This window comes from Actinoplanes sp. NPDC048796 (assembly GCF_040650035.1).
Taxonomy (GTDB): Bacteria; Actinomycetota; Actinomycetes; order Mycobacteriales; family Micromonosporaceae; genus Actinoplanes.
This window is the reverse complement of record NZ_JBEZGO010000004.1, coordinates 332,909-359,801: the sequence shown is the minus strand read 5'-3', so window position 1 is coordinate 359,801 and position 26,893 is coordinate 332,909. Positions and strand designations below refer to the sequence as shown.

Below are 26,893 nucleotides of genomic sequence, written 5' to 3'. Positions count from 1 at the left end.
CCCCGCCCACCTGTCCACCACTCCTCCTGCGGCACAGCTTTGCCCAGGGAGCGGGACGTCGCAGATGGCCTGCCTTCGACTGGTTTCGCTCTTGACGCTGTCCCGCACGGCGCCGAGGGACGACGACCCGAAGCAGCCGCCTCTCGCCGCCTCGCCGACGGTGCGGTCAGCCTCGGCCAAAGCGGCGCGGAGGGCCGAGGGCCCGACCGTAGCCGGGAGCCGGCGGTTCGACCGAGCCCCCCGGCGGTGGTCAGGCGATCAGGCGCCGCCGCGCGACCGGTTTCGGCGGGCCGAGGCGGAGGGTGACCTGCCGGACGACGCCGATCCGGAGAGGATCGGCCGCGACGTCATGACGATCGCCGACGGCCTCGCCTTTCAGGCCGCCGACGGTGCGACGTCCGATGAACTGAGACACGTGGCCGACGCGGCGCTACGGAACTGGCCGATCAGCGCGGCTTGGCGGTCGGGGTCAGGTGGGGGCCAGGGCGGCGCGGAGGGGTGCGGCCTTGGCGGCGGCCTCGGCCACCTCGGCGGTGGGGTCGCTGTCCCAGGTGATGCCGCCGCCGGCCCAGGCGTGCAGGCGGTGGCCGTCGGCCGCGACCGTGCGGATGGTCAGGCCCAGGTCCAGGTGATCGTGGCCCAGCCAGCCGACGGCGCCCATGGAGACGCCGCGGCCCACCGGCTCCAGGGTGGCGATCTCGGCCAGGGCGGCCAGTTTCGGCGCGCCCGTCACCGAGCCGCCGGGGCAGACGGCGCGGAGCAGGTCGGCCAGGTCGAGGCGGCCCACGATCGGCGCCGAGACGACTGATTCGGCCTGCCAGAGGTCGACCCATCGGCGTACGGCGAAAAGCTCGTCGACCGTCACCGGGCCCAGGCCGGGCAGGCGGGCCAGGTCGTTGCGCTCCAAGTCGACGATCATGACGTGTTCGGCGCGTTCCTTGGCCGAGGCCAGCAGTTCGCGGCGGCCCTCGGGGGTGGCCGGGCGGGTGCCTTTGATCGGGCGGGTGATGACCCGGCCGTGGCGGACCTCGACCAGGGTCTCCGGCGACGCCGTGGCCAGGGACCAGCCGTCGCCGGACAGGACGCCGCCGTAGCGGGCGCCGGGCAGCGTGGCCACCCGGCGCAGGGCCGCGGTGGGATCGCCCTCGTACGGGGCGCTCGCGTGGCCCACCACGTTGGCCTGGTAGACGTCGCCCCGGCCGATGGCCTCGCGGACGGCCTGAACCGCTTCAGCGTGGGCCCGCGGGGACCAGCTCGGCGTCCACGCTCCCAGGGCGTAGTGAACCGGTGACGGCGGCTGTTCGTGAGTGGAGGTGTGGACGTAGACAACCGCGTAGACGTCGGGAATCCCCGGTACCGGGGTGGGCGCGCCCGGCACGCCGCCGGCCATCACGCAACCGGCATCCGCCGACACGTACAGTGCGGCCCCGCACACCGAGCCAGCGCCAGTCGGGCGAATCTGGGTGGCCGTTCGGCCAATGTTTCGCACCGGCAGTCCGTTGGCTTCCAAGTACCTGGCGACAAGCTCGGCAGGGTCACCACCGTCACACCGGTACCACTGGAACACTGTTGACGCACGGTGACGGCCCTGGCAGGACCCCGGAGCACCCGGCGGCGGCACCGAAAGAGGGTGGGGGAAGTGGTCGATCGGAGGAGTTCCGTGGACCATCGGAACCGAGGATTCTTTCAATGGGACGCCGTCACCCGCCCGATCCAAGGTCGTTCGGATTCAGGTAACGTCCGTCACCGTCGTTGTGAGTCTTCACACAACCCCCGACCGGAGAATCGCAATGTTGTGCCAGCACACGAACCAATGTCCCAACGCTGAGGCCGTCGACCGCGAGGCCGCCCGGACTGTCGCCACCTTCCGCGAGCAAGGCTGGAGCCTGCTCTGCAACGGCGTCATCGTCTTCGAGGACACCGGTGAGATCCTCCCCGACGGCACCATGATCGAACCGCACCGGGGCCCCGCCCGGCACGCCCTCGCGGCGTAGCGGAAACAAGCCGCCCTTCGGCTACTGAGCGTAACCGAAGGGCGACAGGTCAATCCCGGATCAGTCCTCGAACGCCGACGGGTCCGGGCAGGAGCACACCAGGTTGCGGTCGCCGTAGGCGCCGTCGATCCGGCGCACCGGCGGCCAGTACTTCGCCGTCTTGTCGACGCCGGGCGGGAAACCCGCCACCGAGCGCGGGTACGGGTGCTCCCAGACGTCCGCCGTCACCGCGGCCGCCGTGTGCGGCGCGTTGGCGAGGGGGTTGTCGCCGGCCGGCCACTCGCCCGCCGCCACCCGGTCGATCTCCCCCTTGATCGCGATCATCGCGTCGCAGAACCGGTCCAGCTCGGCCAGGTCCTCGCTCTCGGTCGGCTCCACCATCAGGGTGCCGGCCACCGGGAACGACATCGTCGGCGCGTGGAAGCCGTAGTCGATGAGCCGCTTGGCCACGTCGTCGACCGACACACCGGTCGCCTTCGTGATCGGCCGCAGGTCGAGGATGCACTCGTGCGCGACCAGGCCGTTGTTGCCGGCGTAGAGCACCGGGTAGTGCTCGCTGAGCCGCGCGGCCACGTAGTTGGCGGCCAGCACGGCGGCGCCGGTCGCCGCGACCAGGCCGTCGGGGCCCATCATCCGCAGGTACGCCCACGAGATCGGCAGAATGCCGGCCGAGCCGTGGGCGGCCGCGGAGACGGCGTGGTGATCGCCGGTGGCGAGCGGGTCGCCCGGCAGGAACTCCGACAGGTGGGCGCGCACGGCCACCGGGCCCACGCCCGGGCCGCCGCCACCGTGCGGGATGCAGAACGTCTTGTGCAGGTTCAAATGCGACACGTCGGCGCCGAAGCGGCCCGGCCGGGCGTAGCCGACCAGCGCGTTCAGGTTCGCCCCGTCCACGTACACCTGACCGCCGGCGTCGTGCACCGCCGCGCACAGGTCGGCGATCGACGTCTCGTACACACCATGGGTCGAGGGGTAGGTGACCATGATCGCGGCCAGGTTCGCGGCGTGCGCCGCGATCTTGGCGTGCAGGTCGGACATGTCCACGTTGCCGTTCTCGTCGCAGGCGACGACCACGACCTTCATGCCGGCCATGACCGCGCTGGCCGCGTTCGTGCCGTGCGCGCTCGACGGGATCAGGCACACGGTGCGGTGCTCCTCGCCCCGCGAACGGTGGTAGCCGCGGATCGCCAGCAGACCGGCCAGCTCACCCTGCGAACCCGCGTTCGGCTGCACGCTCACCGCGTCGTACCCGGTGATCTCGGCCAGCCAGCCCTCCAGCGACGACACCAGGTGCTCGTAGCCGGCCGTCCGCGACGCCGGGGCGTACGGGTGGATGTTGGCGAACTCGGGCCAGGTCACCGGCTCCATCTCGGTGGTGGCGTTGAGCTTCATCGTGCACGACCCCAGCGGGATCATGCCCCGGTCCAGCGCGTAGTCCCGGTCCGACAGCTTGCGCAGGTACCGCAGCATGCTCGTCTCGGAGTGGTGCGATCCGAAGACCGGGTGGGTCAGGAATTCGGTGGTACGCCCGAGCGGCTTCGCGCCGCACGACGCCGGCGCGGAGGCCGGCACGCCGAAGGCGGTCAACACCGTGGCGACGTGCGCCGCCGTGGTCGTCTCGTCGCAGGCCACCGACACGTGGTCGGCGTCGACCAGCCGCAGGTCGACACCCTCGGCCGCGGCGGCCTCGACGATCGCGGCGGCCCGGCCCGGCACCACGGCGGTCACCGTGTCGAAGAACGCGTCGCTGGTCACCGAGATGCCGGCCGCGGTCAGGCTGCCGGCCACGGTCAGCGCGTGATCATGCACCCGCTTGGCGATGGCCTTCAGACCGGCCGGGCCGTGGTACACCGCGTACATGCTCGCCATGACCGCCAGCAGCACCTGCGCGGTGCAAATGTTGCTGGTCGCCTTCTCCCGGCGGATGTGCTGCTCACGGGTCTGCAACGCCAGCCGGTAAGCCGGGGCGCCGTCCGCGTCCTTCGACACACCGACCAGCCGGCCCGGCAGCGACCGCTCGAGCCCGGCCCGCACCGCGAGGTAGCCGGCGTGCGGGCCACCGAAGCCCAGCGGAACACCGAACCGCTGCGTGGTGCCGGCCGCGATGTCGGCGCCGATCTCCCCCGGCGCCCGCAGCAGCGTCAGCGCGAGAAGGTCGGCCGCCACCGTGACCAGCGCGCCCGCGGCGTGCGCCTGCTCGATCAGGGCGGCGTGATCCCGCACCGCACCCGAAGCACCCGGGTATTGCAGGTGAAGCCCGAAATACCCGTCCGGCAACGACGCGCCACCGTCAAGATCAACGAGCTCGATGACGATGCCGAGCGGCTCCGCCCGGGTCCGCAGAACGGACAGCGTCTGCGGCAGGGTGTCGGCGTCGACGACGTACACCGGAGACTTGGACTTCGAAGCCCGCCGGGCCAACGTCATCGCCTCGGCCACGGCGGTGCCCTCGTCCAGCATCGACGCGTTCGCGGTGGTCAGCCCGGTCAGATCGGTGACCATCGTCTGAAAGTTCAGCAGAGCCTCGAGCCGGCCCTGACTGATCTCCGGTTGATACGGCGTGTACGCCGTGTACCAGGCCGGGTTCTCCAGCACGTTCCGCTTGATCACCGCCGGGGTGTGCGTGCCGTAGTACCCCAACCCGATCATCGAGGTCGTCACCGTGTTCCGCGACGCGATCGCCCGCAACTCGGCGATCGTCTCCTCCTCGGAGGCGGCGGCCGGCAGATCGAGCGTGCCGTGCCAGCGGATCACCTCGGGGATCGCGGCGTCCATCAGGGCGTCCAACGACGCGTACCCGATGTTCTTGAGCATATGGGTCTGCTCGTCCTGGTCCGGGCCGATGTGCCGGGATGCGAACGTCATGACGGCTCCTACAGAGAGGTCGACAAGGCGGCCTCCCCCTCTGTCACGTCCACCAGCACGCTTCAGAGTCGCCTGCCCATGCGGTCCTTTTGCCTGAGAGGTTCCGGGGAGGATTTGCCCCTTCGGCGCCACCGACTAACCCTGGTGATCTCTCCCGCATGGCTAGGTACCAAACTACCAGTGGATAAAGCACAGCCAGGAAACCGGAAGGGTAGGACTGTGACCTACACCCCCGCGGAAGACCGCTACGACACCATGACCTACCGGCGTACGGGCCGCAGCGGACTCAAGCTCCCCGTGATCTCGCTCGGCCTCTGGCACAACTTCGGCGACGAGCGCCCCTGGCAGCGTCAGCGCGACATCGTCCGCCGCGCCTTCGACCTCGGCGTCACCCACTTCGACCTGGCCAACAACTACGGCCCGCCGGCCGGCAGCGCCGAATCGAACTTCGGCCGCATCCTCGGCACCGACCTCAAGGCGCACCGGGACGAGATCGTCGTCTCCACCAAAGCCGGCTACTACATGTGGCCCGGCCCCTACGGCGAGTGGGGAAGCCGCAAATACCTGGTCAGCAGCCTCGACCAGTCCCTGCAGCGCCTCGGCCTCGACTACGTCGACATCTTCTACCACCACCGGCCCGACCCGGACACCCCGCTCGAGGAGACGATGGGCGCCCTCGACGCCATCGTCCGCGCCGGCAAGGCCCAGTACGTCGGCCTCTCCAACTACAAGTCCGCCGAGACCGCCGAAGCCGCCCGCATCCTGCGCGAACTCGGCACCCCGCTGCTGATCCACCAGCCGTCGTACTCGATCCTCAACCGCTGGATCGAGAAGGACAACCTGCTCGACACCCTCGAGACGGCCGGCGCCGGCGCCATCGCCTACAGCCCCCTGCAGCAGGGCCTGCTCACCGACCGCTACCTCGGCGGCATCCCCGACGACAGCCGCGTGCGCACCAGCAACTTCCTCAACGAGAGCGACCTGGACAAGGACACCCTCGCCCGCATCCACGCCCTCAACGACATCGCCCGCCGGCGCGGCCAGTCCCTGGCCCAGATGGCCCTGGCCTGGGCCCTGCGCGATGAGCGCATGACCAGCCTCATCATCGGCGCCAGCAGCGTCCAGCAGCTCGAGAACAACGTCGCCGCCATCACCAACCTCCCGCTCAGCGACGAGGAGATCGGCGAGATCGACGGCACGGTCCTCGACCTGTAATGACCACCATCCTCGGAGTCGTGGTCGGCTCCCGCGCGTACGGCCTCGCCGGCCCGCGGTCCGACCACGACCGCCGCGGCGTCTACGCCGCACCCACCCGCCTGTTCTGGCACCTCGACAAGCCACCCACCCACCGCGACGGCCCCCGCGAGGAAGAGTTCTCCTGGGAGATCGAGCGCTTCTGCACGCTCGCCCTGCAGGCCAACCCGACGGTGCTCGAAGTGCTCTGGTCACCCCTGATCGAAACCGTCACCCCCGACGGCGAGGACCTGCTGTCGGTACGGCAGGCGTTCCTGTCACGCCGGGTCGCCGACACGTACGGGTCGTACGCCCGCGACCAGCTCACCCGCGTCGCCGCCCGCCGCGACCGCACCGGCCAGACCAACCACAAACAGGCCATGCACATGATCCGCCTGCTCATGGCGGGCGCCCACGTCCTGCGCACCGGCGACATCCTGCTCGACGTCAGCCCCTTCCGCGATCAACTGCTCGCGATCAAACGGGGCGACGTCGCGTGGCCGTCGGTGACCGGCTGGGCCGCCGAACTCCAGCAGGATCTCGCCGCCGCGGCCTCGGAAACCACGTTGCCCTCCGAGCCGGATCGCACCACCATCGACCAGTTGCTCGTCCGCGTACGGGAAAGAGGCCTCCGATGACCATCGAGGTACCGGACTGGTCGGCCGAGATCGTCGCCACCCTCCCCCACCAGGTGATCTTCGCGACGGTCAGCGGCGCCCACCTTTACGGCTTCGCCTCCGTCGACTCCGACCTCGACCTGCGCGCCGCCCACCTGCTCCCCGCGGCCGAGGTGGTGGGCCTGCGCACCGGCCCCGAAACCCTGCAGAGCGGCGGCTACCGCGACGGCGTCGAACTCGACGTGGTCAGCCACGACCTGCTCAAGTTCGCCCGCCTGCTCAACAGCCGCAACGGCTACGTCCTCGAACAGCTGCTCTCCCCGCTGATCGTCACGACGACGCCGTTGCACGCGGCCCTGACGGAACTGGCCCCGAGCTTCGTCACAAGCAACCACGCCCACCACTATCTGGGTTTCGCCGCCACCCAGGAACGGCTTTTCGCCAAGACCGGCGACCTGAAACCGGCGCTGTATCTGCTGCGGGTCCTGCTCACCGGACAGCATCTGATGCGCACGGGCACACTCGAAACCGACCTGAATGTGCTCGGGAACGGCCTGGATTACGTACGGGATCTGATCGCCCTCAAGCGCGACGCGGAGCACGGACCATTCCCCACGGCTTTGACGTCGCGATTGCTGAAGGACGCCGCCGCCCTGCGGGACGCCCTGGAAGCGGCCCGGGACAGTTCCGCATTGCCGGCCACCCCGCCGGCTTCGGCGGTTTCCGCATTGCACGAGCTCGTGGTGAACGCACGCCTCGCGACCGTTTGAGTTCGGTGGCCGGCGAAGCCGTCGTATTTGTTCGAGGTGCGGCTTGCCGCACTGCCGCTAAAGCATCCTAGGAATCTAGGAATTACGTTTCGGAGGCGGGGTCGGTTTACGCTGATCGCATGAGCGCCACCCTTGCCCCCGTCCATCTGGCCCGGCCCCACCGGCCGGTCCTCGTGGCCGGCACCCTCGGCGAGTTGCGCGGGCCCACCGCCGGCCTGGTCGAGTTGCCGCTGCGGCTGTGGTGGGGCCCCCAGCGGGCGTTCGACCTGGCCGAGCCGACCATGCTTGCCTGGATGTACGAGAACGTCCTGCGCGAGGCCATCCGCGTCACCGAGCTCCGCGCCTACCTCGACGGCCCGACCCTGGTCCGCGTCTGGCCCGACCTGAACCTCCCCCGCGCCGTCCGCGCGGCCTGGGAGACCCGGCACCCCCGCCTGCGGCTGGCCGCCGCCCGCCGCGCCGCCGACCAGCTCGCCGCGGGCGCCGTCACCGCCTGAACCGACGTCGCGGCACCTCGACCGCCGCCCGCCGCGCCGCCGACCAGCTCGCCGCCGGCGCCCTCACCGCCTGAACCGACGTCGCGGCACCTCGACCGCCGCCCGCCGCGCGGACGACCAGCTCGCCGCGGGCGCCCTCACCGCCTGAACCGACGGGATACCTCGGCCGCCGCACCGCCGAACGGTCGCGGCCAGCGCCGGAACCGACGCCGCTGCACTCCGGCCACCGCACCTCGGAACAGGCCGCGCGTACGAGGGTGGGCTCCACCTGGCCGGTCGAGGGCCAGGCGGCCGGCAGACCGAAACCGCCGGCGAGCGCTCTCCGGCGGCAACTCCGCGAGCGCGAGCGGGTTGCCGCGCGTGAACCGACATCACTGCCCTCGGCCGCCGCAACCCCGAACGGTCGCAGCGGCTCACTCACCGCCTGAGCTGACGCTGGCCGAGTCAGGCTCGGGCCGCGGTCTCGACCGGCGCCGCCTCACGTTCGTCTCCTTCCGCTCGACGGCGAGTGGTGATCGCGCGCGGCGCGAGGGCAACCGGCCGCAGGGGGCCGACAGGGGGCCGACAGGGCATCGGACAGCCGGCTGGTTCGTGTGGGATCCGGTGTCGTCGCGGCTGCGCCTGGTCGTCGACTGGGAGACCGGTCCCCAGGGCCTTCAGACCATCCGGGGCCAGCCGGCGGTGAGCACATCGCTGCTCCCCCATCGCGTCACGATCGCTGCCCGCCGTCGGCCGAGCCGGATCGGCGGGCCTTCGCCGCGCCCGCCGAGGCCAGGACGGCGCCGACCAGGGTCATCGCGGCGAAGCCGGCCAGCTGAGCGGCGAATCCGCCCGGCAGCCAGCGCAGGACGCCGGCGTTGTCGTGGTCGGCCAGCAGGCGGATACCGCCCTGAGCTCCCACCACCAACAGGACCATGCCCACGACCAGCACGAAGACACGCCTCATCGCGATCTCTCCTCCTTCGTCGCTCGCGTTATGGTTCGATCGGACCATAACAGATTTTGGTACGATCGGACCACCACCCGCGAGCCGCCGAGGACCAGCCGCATGCCCCGACACGTCGATCACGAGGAACGCCGGCATCGGCTCGCCGAGGCCGTGTGGCGGCTCGCCGCCCGCGGCGGCCTCGAGGACGTCACGTTGCGCCACGTCGCCGCCGAAGCGGGCGTGCCGGCGCGGCAGTTGCAGTACTACTTCGGCACCCGCGAGCACCTGCTGCTGGGCGCCTTGGAGATCCTGAACGCCGACGCCGAACGGCGTGCGGCCGAGCGGATGAGCGACCTCGGTCCCGACCCGTCACCGCGAGCCGTGGTCCGGGCGATCCTGCTGGAACTGCTCCCCCTGGACGAGGAGAGGCGCCGCACGCAGGTGGTGCACGCCGCGTACTTCACGCGGTTCTTGACCGATGCCACCCTGGCCCGTTCCGTGCGGGACAGCCCGCACGGACTCGAAGACCTCATCGCGTCGCTGCTGCGCCAGGGCCAGGAGTTGGGCCACGTGCGCCCGGACCTGGACCCGCGGGCCGAAGCGGCCTTCCTCGTGGCCGGCGCACAGGGACTGCAGCCGCCCGTCCTGCTGGGGCAACACACACCGCAGTACGCCGTGGACCTGATCGACCACCAGGTCGACCGGCTCTTCCACGCGGGGTGACCGAGCGCGCCGTGCTACATTCGTCGTATCGGCGATACGGATCAAAGATATCGCCACTAACGCAGTGGACAAGGAAGACCTGTCATGCCGTTCGCCAACCTGAAGGTTCCCGCCGACACCCTGACCCCGGAGTCGAAGAAGAAGCTGATCGACGCCGTCACCGACGCCTACGCCGACGTGTACGGCGAACGGGCCCGCGCCACCACCCTCGTCCTGGTCGAGGAGGTCACCGAAGGCGGCTGGGGTCTGGGCGGCACCGTCCTGACCGCCGACATGCTCGGCCGCAGCTAGGGCTGGTAGCGGTAGCCCATGCCGGGCTCGGTGATGAGGTGGCGGGGGCGGGTCGGATCGTCCTCGAGTTTGCGGCGCAGGCGGGCCATGTACTGGCGCAGGTAGTTCGTCTCCGTGCCGTACTGCGGGCCCCACACGTCGTGCAGCAGGCTGCGCTGGGTGATCAGCTTGCCCGGGTTGCGCAGCAGGCGTTCCAGCAGCTGCCACTCGGTCGGGGTGAGCCGCTGCTCGGGGGTGATCGTGTGGCCGGACAGGTCGATCGTGTACTGGCCCAGGGTGACCGTGGCCGGTCCACTGCCCTCCGCCGTGTGGGCGCGGCGGGTCACCGCACGAATGCGAGCCAGCAGCTCGTCCACCCCGAACGGCTTGGTCACGTAGTCGTCGGCGCCGGCGTCGAGGGCGGCCACCTTGTCGGTGCCCTCGGCCCGGCCGGACAGCACGATGATCGGCACGGTGGTCCAGCCGCGCAGCCCGCGGATCACCTCGGCCCCGTCCATGTCGGGCAGGCCCAGGTCGAGCACGACCAGGTCGGGCGGGTGGGCGGCGGCCGCCTTGAGCGCGCCGGCGCCGTCGGGGGCGACGTCGACGTCGTACTGCCGGGCCCGGAGGTTGATCCGCAGGGCCCGGACGATCTGCGGGTCGTCGTCGACGACCAGGATGCGCGTCACGTCGCACTCATCGGCAAGCTGAGGACCATGGTGAGGCCGCCTCCGGGTGTGTCCTCGAGGGTCAGGGTCCCGCCCATCGCCTCGGTCAGGCCGCGGGACAGGGCCAGGCCGAGCCCGACCCCGGTGTGGTTGTCACGGTCGCCGAGCCGCTGGAACGGCAGGAACACCCGGTCGCGGTCGGCGGCCGGGATGCCCGGGCCGTGGTCGACCACGCGCAGCTCGACCCGCCCGTCCGCGACCCGCCCGGTGATCGTGGGCGGCCGCTCGGCCGGCGAGTACCGCAACGCGTTGCCGACGATGTTCACCAGCACGCGGTCCAGCAGGCCGGGGTCGGCCCGGACCGCGGCCAGGTCGTCGGGCAGCTGGACGGCGACCCGGCGCCCGGGCGGGCCGAGCTCGTCCAGCGCGCGCGGCACCACGTCCTCGAGACCGACGTCGGCCGGGACCATGCCGAGCGTGCCCGCCTGCAGGCGGCTCATGTCGAGCAGGTTCGAGACCAGGGCGGCCAGCCGGTCGAGGGATTCGTCGGCGGTCTCCAGCAGCTCGTGCCGGTCGGCCGCGTCGAACTCGACCTCCTCGCTGAGCAGGCCGGCCACGGCCGCCTTGGCCGACGCGAGCGGGGTCCGCAGGTCGTGGCCGACGGCGGCCAGCAGGGCGGTGCGGACCCGGTCGCCCTCGGCCGCGATGGCCAGTCGCTGCTGGCGCAGGGCGACCGCGGCCTGGGCGGCGAAGGCCTGCACCACCTGCCACTGGTCCGGCGACGGTGCGTGCCCGCGCAGGACCAGGGAGAGCGAGCCGTCCACGGCGACGGTCGCGTCCCCGTGGATCGCGGCCTCACCGGCGGCGGCCACCGGCACGCCGTCCTCGAGCAGGGTCACCGACGACAGCCCGAAACTGTCGCGGAGCTGGCCGAGGAGCCCGTTCAGCGGGTCGGGGCCGGTCAGCACGCCGCCGGCCACCGCGGCCAGGGTGCGGGCGTCGGCGGCGGCCCGGTCGGCCTGCCGGGTGCGGCGCGCGGCCAGGTCGACCACCCACGAGACGCTGAAGGCGACGCCGAAGAAGACGACCAGCGCCAGCAGGCCCTCACCGGTGTTGACCTCGAGCGAGTACAGCGGGGCGGTGAAGTAGAAGTTCAGCAGCAGGAAACCGCCGACCGCGGCCAGCAGCGCCGGCCACAGGCCGCCGAGCAGGGCCACGGCCACGACCGCGGCGACCAGGATCAGCACCACGTCCGGCAGGGCGAGATCGATCCCGTACGAGACGAGGGTGAGCAGTGGCACCCCGGCCGCGGCGGCGGCGAACCCCCCGATCCGCCGGGGCCGCGACAGCATCAATGCGGGCCGACGGCCGTGACCACGATCGCCGCCGCGCCCGCCTCGTCCGAGGCGGCCAGGTCGATGGTGGCGTCGATGCCCCAGTCGTGGTCGCCCTCCGGGTCCTCGAAGACCTGGCGGACGTTCCACGCCGTCGGGGTGATGTCGATGTGCAGGAACGCCGGGCCGCGCGCGGCCGGCCCGGTGCCGATCTCGTCGTACTCGTCGAAGTAGTCCTCGATGGCGTCCTGCCAGCGCTGCGCGGTCCAGCCGTGCTCGCCGTCCATCTCGCCCAGCAGGTCCCAGCGGCGCAGGGCGGCCAGCTCGACCCGGCGGAACATCGCGTTGCGGACCAGCACCCGGAACGCGCGGGTGTTGCGCGTGACCGCGGGCGGCTTGTCGTCGAGGCGTACCTCCTCGATGTCGAAGTTGGGGTTGCGCAAGCGTTCCCATTCGTCGAGCAGGCTCGAGTCGACCTGCCGGACGAGCTCGCCGAGCCACTCGATGAGGTCGGTGAGTTCTTCGGTACGCCGGTCCTCGGGCACGGTCTGCCGCAGCGCCCGGAACGCGTCGGCCAGGTAGCGCAGCACGATCCCCTCGGAGCGCGACAGGCCGTAGAACGACACGTACTCGGTGAAGGTCATCGCCCGCTCGTACATGTCCCGCACCACGCTCTTGGGCTTGAGCTCGTAGTCGGCCACCCACGGGTGGCCACGGCGGTACGTCTCGTACGCGGCCTCCAGCAGCTCCAGCAGCGGCCGCGGGTGGGTGACGTCCTCCAGGAGCGCCATCCGTTCCTCGTACTCGATGCCCTCGGCCTTCATCGCGTTGACGGCCTCGCCGCGGGCCTTCTGCCGCTGCGCCGACAACACCTGCCGCGGGTCCTCGAGGGTCGACTCGATCACCGAGACGACGTCGAGCGCGTACGACGGGTCCTCCGGGTCGAGCAGTTCCAGGCTGGCCAGCGCGAAAGGTGACAGGGCCTGGTTGAGCGCGAAGTCCAGTTGAAGATCCTCGGTCAGCCGGTACGTGCCCTCGGGCGTCCGCTCGATGACCCCGCCGGCCAGCAGCGCCCGGGCGATCGCGATGGCCCGCCGGATGTGCTTGCGCTGGGCGGCCGGCTCCTCGTGGTTCTCGGTCAGCAGGTGCCGCATGGCCGCGAACGGGTCGCCACCACGCGAGATGACGTTGAGCAGCATCGCGTGCGACACCTGGAAGGAGCTGTTCAGCGGCTCCGGCTCGGCCGCGACCAGGCGGTCGAACGTGGGCTGGCCCCAGCCGATGGTGCCCTCGGGCGGTTTCTTGCGGACGACCTTGCGCCGTTTCTTCGGGTCGTCGCCGGCCTTGGCGAGGGCGCGCTCGTTGTCGATGACGTGCTCGGGGGCCTGCACGATGACCGTACCCAGAGTGTCGAACCCGGCCCGGCCGGCCCGCCCGGCGATCTGGTGGAACTCGCGTGCCTTGAGCAGCCGGGTCTTGACCCCGTCGTATTTCGACAGCCCGGTGAACAGCACGGTGCGGATCGGCACGTTGATGCCGACGCCGAGCGTGTCCGTCCCGCAGATCACCTTGAGCAGACCGGCCTGGGCCAGGGTCTCCACCAGACGGCGATATTTGGGCAGCATGCCGGCGTGGTGCACGCCGATGCCGTGCCGGACCAGCCGGGAGAGCGTACGGCCGAAGCCCGCGGCGAACCGGAAGTTCCCGATCGCGGCGGCGATCTTGTCCTTCTCCTCGCGGGTGGCCATGTTGATGCTCATCAGCGACTGCGCCCGCTCCAGGGCGGCCGCCTGGGTGAAATGCACGATGTAGACCGGCGCCTGCCTGGTCTGCAGGAGCTCCTCGATCGTCTCGTGCAGCGGCGTCATGGCGTACGAGAAAAGCAGGGGAACCGGCCGTTCGACGCTGCTCACCACGGCGGTGGGCCGCCCGGTGCGCTGAGACAGGTCGTCGACGAAGCGGGTGGTGTCGCCCAGCGTGGCCGACATGAGAATGAACTGCGCCTGCGGCAGCTCGATCAGCGGCACCTGCCAGGCCCAGCCCCGGTCGGGCTCGCTGTAGAAGTGGAACTCGTCCATCACGACCTGGCCGACGTCGGCGTCCGCGCCCTCGCGCAGCGCGAGATTGGCCAGCACCTCGGCCGTGCAGCAGATGATCGGGGCGTCCGCGTTGACGCTGGCGTCGCCGGTGAGCATGCCGACGTTGTGCGCCCCGAAGATCGCGCACAGGGCGAAGAACTTCTCGCTGACCAGGGCCTTGATCGGCGCGGTGTAGAAGGTGGTGCGCCCGTCGGCGAGCGCCACGAAGTGCGCGCCGGTGGCGACGAGGCTCTTACCGGAGCCGGTGGGGGTGTTCAGAATGACGTTCGCCCCCGTGGCGACCTCGATGAGCGCCTCTTCCTGGTGGGTGTAGAGCGCCAGCCCCTGCTCGGTCGCCCACTTCTGGAAGGCGTCGAACACGGCGTCGGGCTCGCTGGTGCCGGGAAGACGATCGGTCAATGTCATGATCTGACAATCATATGATGGCCCTGACCGCGCCTGTTCTGCCCGCTCGTGGTTACCCAGCCGGGGAGGTTCATCGTCGTGGCCCTCGCGCCACCGCCACCAGCCGGCCCGGCCCGGCCGAGATCGGGGTGCGGCTGGACCACGTGCCGTTCCGGCGGCCTCAGCGGCTGATCGTGGTCTGGTACTCGTCGGCGGTGAGCAGCAGGCCGGCCTCGTCCGGGTCGGACAGCCTCACCTTGACCGTCCAGCCCCGGCCGTAGGGGTCCTGGTTGAGGGCGGCGGCACCGTCGGCGAGGGCGGTGTTGACCTCCAGGATCACCCCGGACAGCGGCGCGTCGACGTCGGAGACCGCCTTGACCGATTCGATCTCGCCGTACGGCTCGTCCCGGGCCACCGCGTCGCCGACGGCCCGGGCGTCGAAGTAGACGATCTCCTGCAGGTTGTCCTGAGCGAACCAGGTGATGCCGAAGGTGGCGGTGTCATCCTCGATCCGGGCCCAGTTGTGCTGCCGGTGGTAGCGCAGATCGGCCGGGTAGCTCTCGCCGGTCATCGGCCCGCTCCTCTGGTGAACGGCGGAACGCACAGGTCAGTCGGCATGGGCCTGGTCCTCCTCGGCGGTCCGCAGGCCCGGCTCGAGGTCCACGTCGTGGAAGAACCGTGAGTGGTCGCCCGCCTCCCAGTCCTCGCGCAACCCGGGCGCGGCCAGGTCCCAGTCCGGGCGGATCTGTTCGGTGACCTCGCGCAGGTCGTGACGGAGGTCCTCCACCGAGGGCCGTCCCCAGTACCAGTAGCCGTTGTAGATCCGATGGATGATCAGGCCGGGCTTGAGCACCAGGGTGTGCGGGATCATCGGATCGTGGTACGGATCCGTGTACTCCCGGAGGTCGAGATCTTTCTGGATCTTGCGTCCGGCGTCGGACAGGAAGGTCCAGTGCGCGCCCACGGAGGCCCGGAACTCGCGGGTCACGGCGATGTTGTCGGTGGAGATCGTCACGAGGCGCGTGTAGCCGACACCGATCTCCGGCTGGAACGCGGCCAGCTGCCGGTGCTGTTGCTGGTCCTTCGGGCAGTAGTGGCCCCGGGCCAGCACCAGGATCATCGGGTCGTCGCCCTGCAGGTCGCTGAGCCGGCGGCGCTTCTTCGTGTGGTCGGTGAGCTGGTAGTCGGGGAACTTCGCGCCCCGGATGATGTCGGCACGCACAGCGGGCTCCTCTCCGGCGCCGTTCAGACCCGGCCGGGAAGCCGTTCGGTTATCTCCTGCAGTTGCCACTGGTTGCCGTCGGGGTCCTCGAAGGCGGCCCGGCTGGCGTACGAGCGCCGCTTCGGGTCGAGACCCGGCGCCGGGCCCCGGCCCGGCTCCATGTGGAAGATCTCCCCCACGTCGACTCCGCGGCCGATCAGGTCCGCGCGGGCGGCTTCGATGTCGTCCACGATCAGCAGCAGGCCGCGCAGTGGACCGGGCGCGGGCTTCGCCGCTCCCGAGCCGAACTGGATCGAGGCGGCCGAGCCGGGCGGGGTGAACTGGACACCGCGGACGCCGGGGCTGGGCTCGAAGTCGATGTCGAGCCGCCACCCCAGCTGTTGGTAGAACGCCTTGGCGCGGTCGACGTCGGTCACCGGCAGGGCGGTCACCTCGAAGCGCGTCGGTACGGTCGGTTCGCCGTTGTCGTTGCTGGTCATCAGGGCTCCTTCGGTCGGCTGCGGTCAGGATCGGGCGGCCCGGTAGGGGGCCAGGAACTGCGTCATCGCCGCCAGCATCGGCTGGGGCGCCTGCTCGGCCACCCAGTGGCCGGCGCCGGGGAGGACGACGGTCCGGACGTCGGTCGCGGCGTCGCGCATCGCGTCGCCGGGCCGCTGCGCCCAGCTGTTCGCTCCGCCGATTCCCAGGACCGGAATGGTCAAGAGGTTCTTCTTGCGCTCCACGTTCTGCGTCAGCGTGGTGAACCACGCCCGGTAGAGGCCGAAACTGGCCCGCAGCGAGTCCCGGCTGCGTCCGTAGAGCCGGGTGTAGTAGTCGACGGCGTAGCCGGGCAGGGGTACGCCACCGCTTTGGATTTTGAACTCGTACCCGTAGAACGCGGCCTCGTTGCCGCGCACCATGTCGACGATGAGCTCGTCGTCGACCCGGTTGAAGGGGATGTGCCAGACCCGGTTGTTGACGACGTCAGCCGGGAACAGCGACGGCGCCTCGACCACGCCGGGAGGCCCGGGGATCTCGGCCACGATCAGGCGCTCGACGCGGTCGCGGTGATCGGCGGCGAGGGCGTACGCGATGATGTAGCCGGTGTCGTGGCCGGCGACCGCGAACCGGTCGTGGCCGAGCTCGGTCATCAGCGCGGCCAGGTCGTCGGCGAGGGTCGCGCTGTCGTAACCGCCCGCCGGCTTGTCCGTGAGCCCGATGCCCCTTTGATCGACCGCGATGACGGTGTGGTCGCGGGCCAGCGCCGGCATCAGCCGCCGCCACGCGTACCAGTTCTGCGGCCAGCCGTGCACCAGCAGCAGCGCCGGCCCCTCGCCGCCGATGACGACGTGCTGGCGGATTCCGCCGGCCCGGACGAGGCGGCTGCGGAAGGTCCGGCCGAATTCGGCCGGCAAATGGGGGCCCAGGGCGGTGTGGGCGCCGGCCGGTGACGGCCAGGCGCCGGTCAGCGACAGGGCGGTGGCGGCGGCCGCGCCGCCGGTGAACGCACGCCGTGACAGGCGCGGCCGGGCGTCGGACGGGTCCGGTTCGGGGTGGGCTGACATCGTGTGGCTCCTCGGCTTGTCAGGCGGGTGTGGCCGCCGAGGCCTCCCGGGCGGCCTCTTCCGGGCTGCGCCCCAGGCGGCGGGCGGCGATGTAGGGCGCGTACCAGTTCCATTTGCCGGCCTCGTCGGGGCGGCCGTGGCGTTGCTCGGCCTCGCCCAGGAGGTCGGCGAGAACGGCGACGTCGGTGCCGAAGTCCGACCAGAGCCGGCCGGGCAGCCGGGTGGTCACCTCCTGCAGGACCCAGCCGTTGCCGTCCGGGTCGGCGAAGGCGGCGTACGACGCGTACGTCCGCCGCTCGGGGTCCGGCCCGGGGACCCGCGCGGCCGTGCCCGCGTGATAAAAGATCCCGCCGGCGTCGTGATAGACGTCGCTGATGTCGACACCGAGCCCGAGCAGGCCGGACTGCGCCGCTTCGATGTCGTCGACCGCCAGCACCAGGTCCTGCGCGGAGCCGGGCCGGGCCGACGTGACGCCGGTGCCGAAGATGACCGAGCAGGGCGAGCCGGGCGGCGTCACCTGGATGACCCGGAAGTCGGGCCCGGTGACGAAATCGGCGTCCTCGCGCCATCCCAGTCTCTTGTAGAAGTCCTTCGCACGGTCGACGTCGGACACGGGAATGACGATGACCTCGAGCTTCTGGTCCATGGTGAACTCCTCGTCCGCGGATCACTGCCGGTGCCCTCACTGTGGCCCGGCCGCGGGGATCACCACCCCGGGAAACTCCCGGGCCGGATACCGGGTCGGCGGGGGCGCCCACCGGTGACCCCGGGCCCGCCGCCGGGGCCTAGCGCTCGCCGGCGTCCATCTCGGCCAGGGCCAGCCGCAGCCGGCCGCGGGCGGGAACGCGGAGCTTGATGTAGATCGTCCCGAGATGCCACTCCACGGTCCGCGCGCTGATCGACAGGGCGGCGCCGATCTCGCCGTTGGTGAGTCCCTGGGCGGCGAGCCGCGCGATGTGGGTCTCCTGGGCGGTGAGCACGGCCGAGGCCGGGCCGGCGTCCCGGCGCGGGCCTCCGCCGGCCGCCAGGAGCTCGTGCCGGGCGCGTTCGGCGAACGGGCCGGCGCCCATCGCGGCGAACGCCGCGTGCGCCGTACGGAGCTGATCGAGGGCGTGCCGCCGCCGAGCCTGCCGCCGGAGCCACTCGCCGTAGCGCAACTGCTCGCGGGCGAGGTCGAGCCGCAGCCGGGTCCGGCCCAGCCGCTCCACCGCCTCCCGGTAGTCGTCCTCGGCGTCCGCGTCTCCGGCGATCAGTGCCCGCCGGCCGGCCAGGATCCCGAGCGCCCAGTCGGTGCCGGCGGCGTGCGCCATGTCGGACAGCTGATCCAGCGCCTCGCGCGCGGCCCGCGTGGCGCCGATCCGGGCGCCGGCCTCGACGACCTCGGCCAGGGCCCACTGCGGCGGGCCCACCGGTGAGCGATCCTCGGCCGCCCGCCGGGCCGCTCGCAGCGCCTCGGGGTACCGGCCGTGCGCGTTGGACAGCAGGGCTTGGGCGAGGTCCCGCATCGGAGCGTCGGTGCCGGTGTCCGGCGACGAGCGCCCGTGGGCGGAACCCCGCACACTTTCCAGGATCATCGCGCCGCAGGGCACGAGCCCGCCGGATTCCGGGCCGAGCCGGTCCGCCTCGTGGATCAGCGTGGCCGCCTGCGCCGTCTCACCGGCGAAGACCCGCATCACCGCGCGGGCGTGCAGGGCGCGCGGGAGCACGCCGAGCGCCCCCGCGCGGCGCGCCGTCTCGAGGTGGCGCCGGCTCAGCAGGTCCCAGCCGGCGTCGTCCCACAGGCCGGCCGCCGCCGCGGCGGCCAGGCCCGTGCAGCGCAGCGCGCTCTCGAGGTCTTGCTCGGGGCGGGCCAGCGTTCCCACCGCTTCGCGCCACCGGAGCGCGGCGTGCCGAGGTCCCTCGGTGAGCAGCGCGCCCAGGGTCTCGAGCAGCGCGTGACCCGCGGGGGTCCCGGCCGGCGGTGCGGCGCGGGCCGCCCGGACGACGTCGCACGCCGGCGCGCCCGACCCCGCGCGCCCGGTGAGCAGCACCGCGGCCAGGGCCTCCAGGTACATGTCGCGGGCCGTCCGCGCGTCAACCGTCTCCCACCGCCGGGCGACGGCCAGCAGGCGGGCCACCGCATCGCCGTCGCGGCCGGTGGCCACCGCGACCTCCGCCTCCAGCCGTTCGATCAGCAGCCGCCCGGTTTCGTCGAGCGGACCGGCGCGCGCCGACGCCGCCAGCTGAGCGGCCTGGACGAGCGCCCCGGCCCGCAGCTTGGTCCGGGCGGCGGCGAGGCAGCGCCGGGCTCGCCGGGCCGGCTCGGGCGTCAACGCGGCGGCCCGTTCCAGGAAGGTCGCGGCGGCGCCGAGGCCGCCGTGGGCGAGTGCCCGTCCCGCTGACCGCTCGAGATCGGCCGCGACCGCCTCGTCCGGCCGCACGGCGGCACGGGCGTGGTGCCAGGCCCGCCGGTCCGGCTCGCGGTGCGGGTCCGTCACTTCGGCGAGGGCCCGGTGCGCGGCGCGGCGCTCGGCCGGCGCGGCCGAGCGGTAGACGGCCGAGCGCACCAGCGGATGCTGGAACAGCACCCGCGGGCCGGCCACGCTGAGCAGCCCGCCGCACTCGGCCGCCACCGCCGGCGGCCAGGCCGAGCCGATCCGCTGGGCCGCCCGGCGCAGCACCGCCACGTCGCCGGCCGGTTCCGCCGCCGCCAGCAGCAGCAACCGCCGGGCCGGGCCGGGCAGCGCGCCGACCCGCCGCTCGAATTCCCGCTCCAGCCGCCCGGTCGGTGGCCCGGCGCCCATGGACGCCAGCTCCGGCATGGGGACCGCGCGGGCCGCCGCCAGCAGCGCCAGCGGGTTGCCGTCGCTCTCGGCCAGCAGACGGGCCAGGACGCGGGGATCGGGCACACCGGCCAGCGTCCGGTCCAGCAGGACCGCCGCGTCGTGACTGTCCAGCCGGGAAACGGCCAGTTCGGGCAGACCCCGCGGCCACGCCCCGGCGGGGTCCCGGACGGCCACGACCAGGCCCACCGGCCCGGCGGCCAGCCGGTGGGCCATGCTCCGGAGCGCCGCGGCCGAGGCGTCGTCGAGCCACTGGGCGTCGTCCACCACCAGCAGCAGCGGGCCTTCCCGGGCCACCTCGGTCATCAGCGTCTGCACGGCTCGCCCGGCGAGCCACGGATCCGGCGGCTGGCCGGCCGACAACCCGAACGCCACCTCGAGGGTCTCCCGCTGCCGGGCCGGCAGCCCGGCCAGCCGTTCGAGGTGGGGAAGACAGAGCTGGTGCAGGGCGGCGTAGCCGAGGTTGCGCTCCGACCGGGCACCGCCGGCCCGCACGATCCGGCACGCCCCGGCCCGGTCGGTCAGGAACCGCAGCAGCGCGGTCTTGCCCGTGCCGGGCCCGCCGCGCACCACCAGGACCCGGCTGTGGCCCGCCCGCGCGGCGGCCAGCAGCTCATCGAGCCGGGCGCATTCGCGCCGGCGCCCTACCAGCGGCGGGGCGGCCATCACGGCGTCGCGAACAGCGGGGAGGAGTCGGGCAGGTCACGCAGCTCCCGCCGGGAGGTCACGCCCAGCTTCGTGAAGACCTTCCGCAGGTGCCATTCCACGGTCCGGGCGCTGAGGAACAGCTGCGCGCCGATCTCCGGGTTGGACAGGCCCTTGCGGACCAGGCCGGCGATGTGGGCTTCCTGGACGGTCAGGGCATGGTGCGACTCGGCGGCCCGGCGGTCGGCGCCGCCGGCGGCGACCAGCTCGTGTTCGGCCCGCGCCGCGAAACCGGCCATCCCGGCGGTGGTGAAGATGTCGTACGCCGCTCGCAGCTCCCGCTGGGCGGCGCGTTCGTGTTTGGTCCGCCGCAACCACTCGCCGTACAGCAGATGGGCCCGGGCCAGCTCGGCCCGCACCCCGGCGGCACTGAGCCGGTTGACGGCTTGGCGGTACCAGTGTTCGGCCGTCTCACCGGAGCTCGACAACGCCCGGCACCGGGCTTCGATCCCGAGCGCCCACGGCGTGCCGCTCGCTGTCGCCCGGGCCGTCAGCCGGGGCAGGGCCTCCTCGGCCAGATCGGAACGCCCGCACCGTACCGCCGCCTCGATCAGCTCCGGCAGGGCCTGGTGGCACACCACCATCTCCCGGTCGTCGAGGCAGGCGCGGCGGGCGGCCGGCAGAGCCTGGTCGTACCGGCCCAGGCTGTTGCCCAGCACCGACTCGCAGTAGTCGCTGACGGCGACGCCAAGGCCCTCACCCCGGGCGAGGGCCGCGCGCCGGGCCTCCTCGGCCAGGGCGCGGGCCGGCCGGGCGTCGCCGCGCCAGGCGGCCAGGACCAGGGCGCCGGCGGGAGCGGCGTCGATCCCGGCGGCGGCGTGCACCGACGCGGCCTCCTCGGCCCGGGCCGAGGCGCCGGCGCAGTCCCCGCGCAGGACCAGGATCCAGGTACGGCAGTCCAGGCCGAGCGCCAGCTCGGTCAGCGAGCCGGTCTCGCGGGCCACCCGCAGGTGCTCCCCGGACAGCAGATACGCGCTCTCGTCGTCCCACAGGTCCAGGGCGAGCACCGCACCCTGCCAGAGCCAGCGCAGCCGGTCGCCGGACGGCTCCGGTTCCCGGCGCAGCTCCGCCAGCGCCCGGCGGCCCAGCCGGACGGCCGCGGAGTAGTCGTCGGTGCGGGCCGTGAACGCGCCGAGGAGGTGGTCTCCGGCCGTCCCCCGGTCCGCCTCCGGCGCCGGCGCGGCCCGGGCGGCTCGCGTCACCTGCACGACGCCGGTCTCGGCGGGCAGCCGCGCCGCGAAGTGGGCGGCCGACAACGCGTCGAGGTACGCCCGGCGGGCCAGGATCTCATCGAACGGCTGCAGGCGCCGCGCGGCCGCCAGCAGCATCGCGGGCGCCTGGTTGCTCCGGCTCGACGCGAAGGCGAGCTGGGCCGCGATCAGGTCGATCCGGGCGCGCTCCGGTTCGCCGGGCGCTCCGTCGGCGGCGACGGCGAGCATGGCGCGGGCGGCCCCGAAGGCGGCCGCCTCGACGCCGGCGGCCGCGGCGGCCAGGGCGCGCCGGACCCGTGCCGACGGATCGGCCGTGAGCTCGGCGGCGCGGGTGAGGAACGCGGCGCCGGCGCCGAGCCCGCCGCGGGCCCGCGCCCGGCCGGCCGATCGTTCGAGCTCCGCCGCCACGTCCTCGTCCGGGCCGATCGCCGCCTGAGCGCGGTGCCAGGCGCGGCGGTCGCCGTCCGGGCCGGCCTCGATGGACTCGGCCAGCGCGCGATGGACGCGACCGCGGTCGGCGGACCTGGCCGCGCGGTAGACGGCCGACCGAACGGCGGGATGCGCGAACTCCACTCGTCCGTTCAGTCTCAGGACCCCCGCGTCCACCGCCGCGACGATGGCCGGCATGCCGATGCCGAGCCGCTCGACCGCCCTCTCCAGCAGGGCGGAGTCACCGGTCGGCTCGGCCGCGGCGGCCAGCACGAGCAGGCGGGTGCCGGCCGGCAGGCAACGCAGCCGGCGGAGGAGGGTGGGCTCCGCCTGGCCGGTCGAGGGCCAGGCGGCGGGCAGACCGAAACCGCCGGCGAGCGCTCCCGGGCGCCATCCGCGCGGCAACTCCGCGAGCGTGAGCGGGTTGCCGCGGCTCTCGGCCACGATGCGCCCGGCCACCGCCTCGTCGAACGGCTCGTGGATCTGGGCCAGCAGCAGCGTGCGGGCGTGCTGGTCGGTGAGCCCGGGAACCGTCTGCTCGGGCAGGCCTTCGAGGGGGTGCTCGCCGGAGGTCTCGCGCACCGCGCCGACCAGGGCCACCCGTTCGGTGGACCACCGGCGGGCGACAAAAGCGAGGATCTGCGCCGACGCCGGGTCCAGCCATTGGAGGTCGTCGACGAGGCAGAGCACCGGGCCTTCGTCGGCCGCCCGTGCGATCAGGCTCAGGCTGGCCAGGCCGACCAGGAACCGGTCGGGCGCGGGCCCGCGCCGCAGGCCGAAGACGGTGCCGAGCGCGTCGGCCTGCGGCGCCGGGAGCCGGCTCAGATGCGCCAGCAGCGGCTTGTACAGCTGGTGGAGTCCGCTGTAGGCCATGTCCCGCTCGCTCTCCGTCCCGGCGGCGGACAGCACCTGCCAGTCGGCGGCCCGGTCCGCCAGGTGGGCGAGCAGCGCGCTCTTGCCCACGCCGGGCTCTCCCCGCAGAACCAGCACCTGGGACCGTCCCGCGGTCACCTCCGCGAGCAGGCCGTCGAGCGCCGCGCATTCGGCCTCCCGGCCGATCAGGCGGCCGCCCGGCCGATCGGCCGGGCGGGTGGTGACTGCACCCACGTCTACGCGCCCCCTGCGTGTGCGGGTCTTTCCGTCGGCGCCGTTACCCGGTGCCGTGTCCGGCCTATCGATCTGACCTTTGCCGCCGCGTTTGTCCTGGCAGGACGCTCGCGAACGACTGATAGTGTCTATCAATACCGCCCGGCAGGCTACCCCCTCCGGCGATGAATCCGTTTTGTGAATCGCTTCCGCCCCGTGTCATGATGCGGCGCGCCGAACGGACCCTCGGCTGGAGAGAGGACGAGCCACCGATGGGCAGGACCGCTGACGGCCGACCGGCCACGAGCGACAGTGCCAGCCGGCGCGAGCGGTCACGGGTCAGCGTCGAGCGGACCGCCCTCGCGCTGTTTCGCAGCCGCGGCTACGACGCCGTCACCGTCGAGGACATCAGCGCCGCGGCCGGCATCGGACCGGCCACTTTCTACCGGTACTTCGGGAGCAAGAGAGAGGTCCTGTTCGCCTATCAGCCGTACCTGCTGGACGGGATCCGCGAGGCCGCCGAGCGCATGGACGTCACTCAGGCCCGGCCCGCTCAACTGCTCGAAGTGCTCACCGCCTTCGCCGCCCATCTGGCCGCGCAGGCCAAGGCCATGGCCGCGCGGGACGAGATCGTCGCCGCGAACCCGGCGCTGCTGCCGTACACCTTGGCCGTGCAGCGCGACTGGGAGACACACCTGGCGCAGCATCTGGCCCGGCGCCGCGGTCTCGACGAGCCCGACCTCGCCGCCCGGGCGGACGCGGCGCTGATCCTGGTGGTCATCCGGCTGGCGTTCCGGCAGTGGCGGGCCGGCCGGAGCCCGGGACTCGGCGAGGCGGTCGGCGTCGTCTTCGCCGAGGTCGGCCGGGCCCTCGGCGACAGCCCGCCGGCCGGCCCTCAGTGAGCGGGGCTCAGCGCCGGGGCCAGGACGCCAGCCGCCGCCGCAGCGCCGCGATCTCCGCCGCGCCCAGCCCGTAGAGGGCGAACCGCGCGTCGTCCAGCCGGTCCAGATAGCGTCCCGCGTCCGCGATGTCATCGGGATCGAGGGCCGGGTCGGCGTTGCGGGCCAGCTCCATGACCTCGGCCAGCGAATAGCGCTCGAGCGCCGCCGCCACGTCGATGTAGTCCCTGACCTCGCGCCGGTTGACCAGGGCGGCGACCTTCGTGGCGACGAGATCGTCCAGATGCATGACCGGGCCGAGGTCCATCACGACGGGGGCCTTCTGCCGATCCAGTCGGCACAGCGTCAGCCGAAGCGCCTTGTGCGCGTCCGCGACCAGGAATTCCTGGATGTCGGCGGACATGCCCTCGAAGAGCTCGTCGCCCTCCTCGGCCACCACCCGGAAGCCGGACTTCCGCAGCGCGGCGGTGACCTCACCGGCGGCCGCGGCCACGCCGCCGGGGGCGTCGGTGAACAGGTCGACGTCCTCGGTGGGGCGGGCCACCAGGCCGTTGACCAGCCAGGCGACACCGCCCCCGAGAACGAAGCCGTGCTTGGTGGCGACCGCGAGCGCTATCCGCGCGACATCACGGTAGAAGTCGTCGACGCTCGCCACCGGGGTAGGTTATCCGCCTATCCGCTGCAGCACGAACCGCTGGGCCACGGTGTTGTACTTGCGCGTGTAACCCAGGTGCGTGGCCAGGCTCGCCCCGCGCGCGCAGAAGTTGTCGCCCGTGTCGCAGTAGGACTGGATCTTCGCCGCGAACCCGTCCAGCGCCGCGTCGTTGCCCCGCGCGAACAGCCCGTTGGTGCGGCTCGTGCCCGCGTTGAACGACTTGCCGGCCACGTAGCGCGGATCACCCATCAGGATCACCGCCGTGACCTTGGCCGCCAGCCGCGCGTCGAGGGCCTGATTCGGCGTCGACACCGCCTGGCGCCCACTGCCGGCCAGCACGTCACCGATCACATGCGCGCCCTGCGAGTAGCCCATCAGCACGAGCTTGGTGTCCGGGCAGGCCGCCGCCTTGGCCGTGATCTGCCCGGTCAGCGCCCGCACCCCGGCCGACACGCTCGGCCCGTACGGGTTGAGCACCGCCGGATAGTCGGTCGCCTCGGTGCTCACCGTCTGCCGGCTCGCCCGCTGCACGCTGCTGACCAGCGATCCGATGATTCCCGCCCCGGGCCGCTCGGTCGACGCCCGCGTCGCGATGATGTGCACGGCCGCGCAATTCGCCGCGGCCGTCGTCGTCCCGCCGAACGCCTGTGGCGCGACGACGAGCCCGGCCGCGACCAGCGCCGCGCCCGCCCCGATCGTGGCGATCTTCGCCTTGTTTCCGCTTCCGCGCATCCTGCTGCCCCTTCCGCCAAAAAGCACTGCCAGTGCAGATAGCTGCCCGGTGATACGCAGCGTGGCGGCCCGACGGTTCAAAAGCGAGAAGAACCTCGGCTTACTCACTCTGGGTGACATAGAAGGTTCAAGAGGAAGACGTACGCTTTCTCCCCACCGACCGGGAAGCTCGACGCGGCCCGCGCGGTGGTCCGGGCCGTCAGGCGCGTCTCGCGCGAATCGGTGACCCTAGGCTGTGGCCATGGCCTGGTGGTGGCAAGCGCTGATCGGACTCGCCGTGGGGCTGCTGGTGATCTGGGCCGCGCTGCTCGTCGCGCTGATGGTGGCGAAACCCGGCACGGCGCAGCTCAAGGAGGCGCTGCGGCTGCTGCCCGATCTGTTGCGGCTGCTCAAGCGGCTCGCTGGGGACCGGACGCTGCCGCGCGGGGTGCGGATTCGGCTGGGGCTGCTGCTGGCCTATCTGGCGGTGCCGTTCGATGTCGTTCCCGACTTCATCCCGGTGCTGGGGTACGCCGACGACGCGATCATCGTGACCCTGGTGCTGCGGTCGGCCGTCCGCCGGGCCGGGCTGGACGCGGTGCGGCGGCACTGGCCGGGCAGCGACGACGGATTCGCCGCACTCAGCCGCCTGACCGGCCTGAGATGAGAATCCACAGGCCCAGGCCGATCAACACCAGGGGCAGGACGACGTGGCCCCACCGGCTGAGCGCGCGGGCGATCACCGGGCGGGTGGCGAAGAAGCGGCCGGCCGCCACCCAGACGGCGACCAGCACGAGAAACACCAGCACGTAGACGGTCATGCCGGCCGCGCCGGCGGTGGCGAACACCGGGACGTACACCCCGATGTTGTCGCCGCCGTTGGCGAACGTCACCGCGGCCACCTCGAGGCTCTGCGGGCCGCCACCAGGCGAGCCGCCGGACTCCTCGCCGTCGCCGCGGTGGCGCCACGCCTGCACGCCGGCTTTGACGCCGAGCGCGATCGGGAGCAGCCCGAGGTAGGGCAGGACCGGCTCGGGCAGGAACGTGGCGCCGAACCCGGCGGCCACCGCGACCGCGAGGATCCCGGCGAAGCCGAGGTACTGCCCGATAGCGATGGTCCGCGTGAGGTGCCGGCGGCCGGCGCCCTGGGCGAAGAACAGCGCCAGGATCAGGATGTCGTCGATGTTGGTGACGGCGAACAGGACGACCGCCTGGCCGAGGAGCATG

At 72.6% G+C, this 26,893-nt stretch carries 26 protein-coding genes and 1 riboswitch; of the genes, 9 read left to right on the top strand and 17 right to left on the bottom strand.

Annotated features, from left to right (window positions below):
• Positions 1 to 250: 250 nt before the first annotated feature.
• Positions 251 to 415 carry a hypothetical protein gene (locus AB0C26_RS20260; protein WP_360249210.1) on the bottom strand — a complete coding sequence of 55 codons (165 nt, stop codon included), beginning with the start codon at positions 413 to 415 and terminating at the stop codon, positions 251 to 253.
• A 54-nt stretch (positions 416 to 469) separates the two neighbouring features.
• Complete coding sequence (locus AB0C26_RS20255) at positions 470 to 1,567, bottom strand: chorismate-binding protein (RefSeq protein WP_360249207.1); 1,098 nt, start codon at positions 1,565 to 1,567, stop codon at positions 470 to 472.
• Positions 1,568 to 1,793: 226 nt separating this feature from the next.
• Here AB0C26_RS20255 and AB0C26_RS20250 point away from each other — a divergent pair, with 226 nt between their 5' ends.
• Positions 1,794 to 1,994, top strand: coding sequence for a DUF5999 family protein (locus AB0C26_RS20250; RefSeq protein ID WP_097321528.1), 201 nt, complete (start codon positions 1,794 to 1,796; stop codon positions 1,992 to 1,994).
• Positions 1,995 to 2,054: 60 nt separating this feature from the next.
• Here the strand turns inward: AB0C26_RS20250 and gcvP are convergent, their stop codons facing one another.
• A complete protein-coding gene (gcvP, locus tag AB0C26_RS20245; protein ID WP_360249204.1) occupies positions 2,055 to 4,859 on the bottom strand; it encodes an aminomethyl-transferring glycine dehydrogenase in 2,805 nt (934 codons plus the stop codon).
• Between the two features lie 71 nt (positions 4,860 to 4,930).
• Positions 4,931 to 5,026, bottom strand: a riboswitch (glycine riboswitch).
• Between the two features lie 52 nt (positions 5,027 to 5,078).
• Here gcvP and mgrA point away from each other — a divergent pair.
• From mgrA to AB0C26_RS20225, 4 genes are all read left to right on the top strand, one after another.
• The gene (gene mgrA / locus AB0C26_RS20240; RefSeq protein ID WP_360249201.1) at positions 5,079 to 6,074 is read left to right on the top strand and encodes an L-glyceraldehyde 3-phosphate reductase; all 996 of its coding nucleotides are present in this window, start codon (positions 5,079 to 5,081) and stop codon (positions 6,072 to 6,074) included.
• The gene (locus AB0C26_RS20235; RefSeq protein ID WP_360249198.1) at positions 6,074 to 6,730 is read left to right on the top strand and encodes a DNA polymerase beta superfamily protein; all 657 of its coding nucleotides are present in this window, start codon (positions 6,074 to 6,076) and stop codon (positions 6,728 to 6,730) included. Before mgrA ends, AB0C26_RS20235 begins: the two co-directional genes overlap by 1 nt.
• Positions 6,727 to 7,479, top strand: coding sequence for a DNA polymerase beta superfamily protein (locus AB0C26_RS20230; protein ID WP_360249195.1), 753 nt, complete (start codon positions 6,727 to 6,729; stop codon positions 7,477 to 7,479). The genes AB0C26_RS20235 and AB0C26_RS20230 overlap by 4 nt, the downstream gene beginning before the upstream one ends.
• Before the next feature lie 119 nt (positions 7,480 to 7,598).
• On the top strand, positions 7,599 to 7,976 hold the full coding sequence (locus tag AB0C26_RS20225; protein WP_360249192.1) for a hypothetical protein: 378 nt from the start codon (positions 7,599 to 7,601) through the stop codon (positions 7,974 to 7,976).
• A 709-nt stretch (positions 7,977 to 8,685) separates the two neighbouring features.
• On the opposite strand, the gene AB0C26_RS20220 is transcribed toward AB0C26_RS20225, so the two are convergent.
• A complete protein-coding gene (locus AB0C26_RS20220; RefSeq protein WP_360249189.1) occupies positions 8,686 to 8,922 on the bottom strand; it encodes a hypothetical protein in 237 nt (78 codons plus the stop codon).
• 102 nt (positions 8,923 to 9,024) lie between these two features.
• Here AB0C26_RS20220 and AB0C26_RS20215 point away from each other — a divergent pair, with 102 nt between their 5' ends.
• Both AB0C26_RS20215 and AB0C26_RS20210 read left to right on the top strand, forming a co-directional pair.
• Positions 9,025 to 9,627, top strand: a complete 603-nt coding sequence (locus AB0C26_RS20215) for a TetR family transcriptional regulator C-terminal domain-containing protein (protein ID WP_360249186.1) — start codon at positions 9,025 to 9,027, stop codon at positions 9,625 to 9,627.
• Positions 9,628 to 9,711: 84 nt separating this feature from the next.
• Positions 9,712 to 9,918 carry a 4-oxalocrotonate tautomerase family protein gene (locus AB0C26_RS20210; RefSeq protein WP_360249183.1) on the top strand — a complete coding sequence of 69 codons (207 nt, stop codon included), beginning with the start codon at positions 9,712 to 9,714 and terminating at the stop codon, positions 9,916 to 9,918.
• Here AB0C26_RS20210 and AB0C26_RS20205 read toward each other — a convergent pair.
• From AB0C26_RS20205 to AB0C26_RS20160, 10 genes are all read right to left on the bottom strand, one after another.
• Complete coding sequence (locus AB0C26_RS20205; protein WP_360249180.1) at positions 9,915 to 10,586, bottom strand: response regulator; 672 nt, start codon at positions 10,584 to 10,586, stop codon at positions 9,915 to 9,917. The two genes, AB0C26_RS20210 and AB0C26_RS20205, sit on opposite strands and share 4 nt — an antisense overlap.
• Positions 10,583 to 11,917 (bottom strand): ATP-binding protein, encoded by a 1,335-nt coding sequence (locus tag AB0C26_RS20200; RefSeq protein ID WP_360249177.1) that lies wholly within the window; start codon positions 11,915 to 11,917, stop codon positions 10,583 to 10,585. The genes AB0C26_RS20205 and AB0C26_RS20200 overlap by 4 nt, the downstream gene beginning before the upstream one ends.
• Positions 11,917 to 14,403 (bottom strand): DUF3516 domain-containing protein, encoded by a 2,487-nt coding sequence (locus AB0C26_RS20195; protein WP_360249174.1) that lies wholly within the window; start codon positions 14,401 to 14,403, stop codon positions 11,917 to 11,919. Before AB0C26_RS20195 ends, AB0C26_RS20200 begins: the two co-directional genes overlap by 1 nt.
• A gap of 160 nt (positions 14,404 to 14,563) precedes the next feature.
• Positions 14,564 to 14,953 carry a glycine cleavage system protein GcvH gene (gene gcvH / locus AB0C26_RS20190; protein ID WP_360249171.1) on the bottom strand — a complete coding sequence of 130 codons (390 nt, stop codon included), beginning with the start codon at positions 14,951 to 14,953 and terminating at the stop codon, positions 14,564 to 14,566.
• Between the two features lie 36 nt (positions 14,954 to 14,989).
• On the bottom strand, positions 14,990 to 15,604 hold the full coding sequence (locus tag AB0C26_RS20185; protein WP_360249168.1) for a redoxin domain-containing protein: 615 nt from the start codon (positions 15,602 to 15,604) through the stop codon (positions 14,990 to 14,992).
• A gap of 23 nt (positions 15,605 to 15,627) precedes the next feature.
• Positions 15,628 to 16,083: a VOC family protein gene (locus AB0C26_RS20180; RefSeq protein WP_360249165.1), complete on the bottom strand. Its 456-nt coding sequence runs from the start codon at positions 16,081 to 16,083 to the stop codon at positions 15,628 to 15,630.
• Positions 16,084 to 16,107: 24 nt separating this feature from the next.
• Positions 16,108 to 17,148: an alpha/beta hydrolase gene (locus AB0C26_RS20175; RefSeq protein WP_360249162.1), complete on the bottom strand. Its 1,041-nt coding sequence runs from the start codon at positions 17,146 to 17,148 to the stop codon at positions 16,108 to 16,110.
• 19 nt (positions 17,149 to 17,167) lie between these two features.
• Positions 17,168 to 17,794, bottom strand: a complete 627-nt coding sequence (locus AB0C26_RS20170; RefSeq protein ID WP_360249159.1) for a VOC family protein — start codon at positions 17,792 to 17,794, stop codon at positions 17,168 to 17,170.
• Between the two features lie 139 nt (positions 17,795 to 17,933).
• On the bottom strand, positions 17,934 to 20,636 hold the full coding sequence (locus AB0C26_RS20165; protein WP_360249156.1) for a LuxR family transcriptional regulator: 2,703 nt from the start codon (positions 20,634 to 20,636) through the stop codon (positions 17,934 to 17,936).
• Positions 20,636 to 23,422, bottom strand: coding sequence for a BREX system ATP-binding domain-containing protein (locus tag AB0C26_RS20160; RefSeq protein ID WP_360249153.1), 2,787 nt, complete (start codon positions 23,420 to 23,422; stop codon positions 20,636 to 20,638). The genes AB0C26_RS20165 and AB0C26_RS20160 overlap by 1 nt, the downstream gene beginning before the upstream one ends.
• A 251-nt stretch (positions 23,423 to 23,673) precedes the next feature.
• On the opposite strand from AB0C26_RS20160, the gene AB0C26_RS20155 reads away from it, so the two are divergent.
• Positions 23,674 to 24,303, top strand: coding sequence for a TetR family transcriptional regulator (locus AB0C26_RS20155; protein WP_360249150.1), 630 nt, complete (start codon positions 23,674 to 23,676; stop codon positions 24,301 to 24,303).
• A gap of 7 nt (positions 24,304 to 24,310) precedes the next feature.
• Here the strand turns inward: AB0C26_RS20155 and AB0C26_RS20150 are convergent, their stop codons facing one another.
• Together AB0C26_RS20150 and AB0C26_RS20145 are read right to left on the bottom strand one after the other, a co-directional pair.
• A complete protein-coding gene (locus tag AB0C26_RS20150; RefSeq protein ID WP_360249147.1) occupies positions 24,311 to 24,955 on the bottom strand; it encodes a nucleotidyl transferase AbiEii/AbiGii toxin family protein in 645 nt (214 codons plus the stop codon).
• A gap of 9 nt (positions 24,956 to 24,964) precedes the next feature.
• Entirely contained in the window at positions 24,965 to 25,687 is a 723-nt protein-coding gene (locus AB0C26_RS20145) for a cutinase family protein (protein ID WP_360249144.1), read from the bottom strand.
• 241 nt (positions 25,688 to 25,928) lie between these two features.
• On the opposite strand from AB0C26_RS20145, the gene AB0C26_RS20140 reads away from it, so the two are divergent.
• A complete protein-coding gene (locus AB0C26_RS20140; RefSeq protein WP_360249141.1) occupies positions 25,929 to 26,333 on the top strand; it encodes a YkvA family protein in 405 nt (134 codons plus the stop codon).
• Here the strand turns inward: AB0C26_RS20140 and AB0C26_RS20135 are convergent.
• The gene (locus AB0C26_RS20135; RefSeq protein WP_360249138.1) at positions 26,308 to 26,892 is read right to left on the bottom strand and encodes a cadmium resistance transporter; all 585 of its coding nucleotides are present in this window, start codon (positions 26,890 to 26,892) and stop codon (positions 26,308 to 26,310) included. The two genes, AB0C26_RS20140 and AB0C26_RS20135, sit on opposite strands and share 26 nt — an antisense overlap.
• Between the last annotated feature and the right edge of the window lies 1 nt (position 26,893).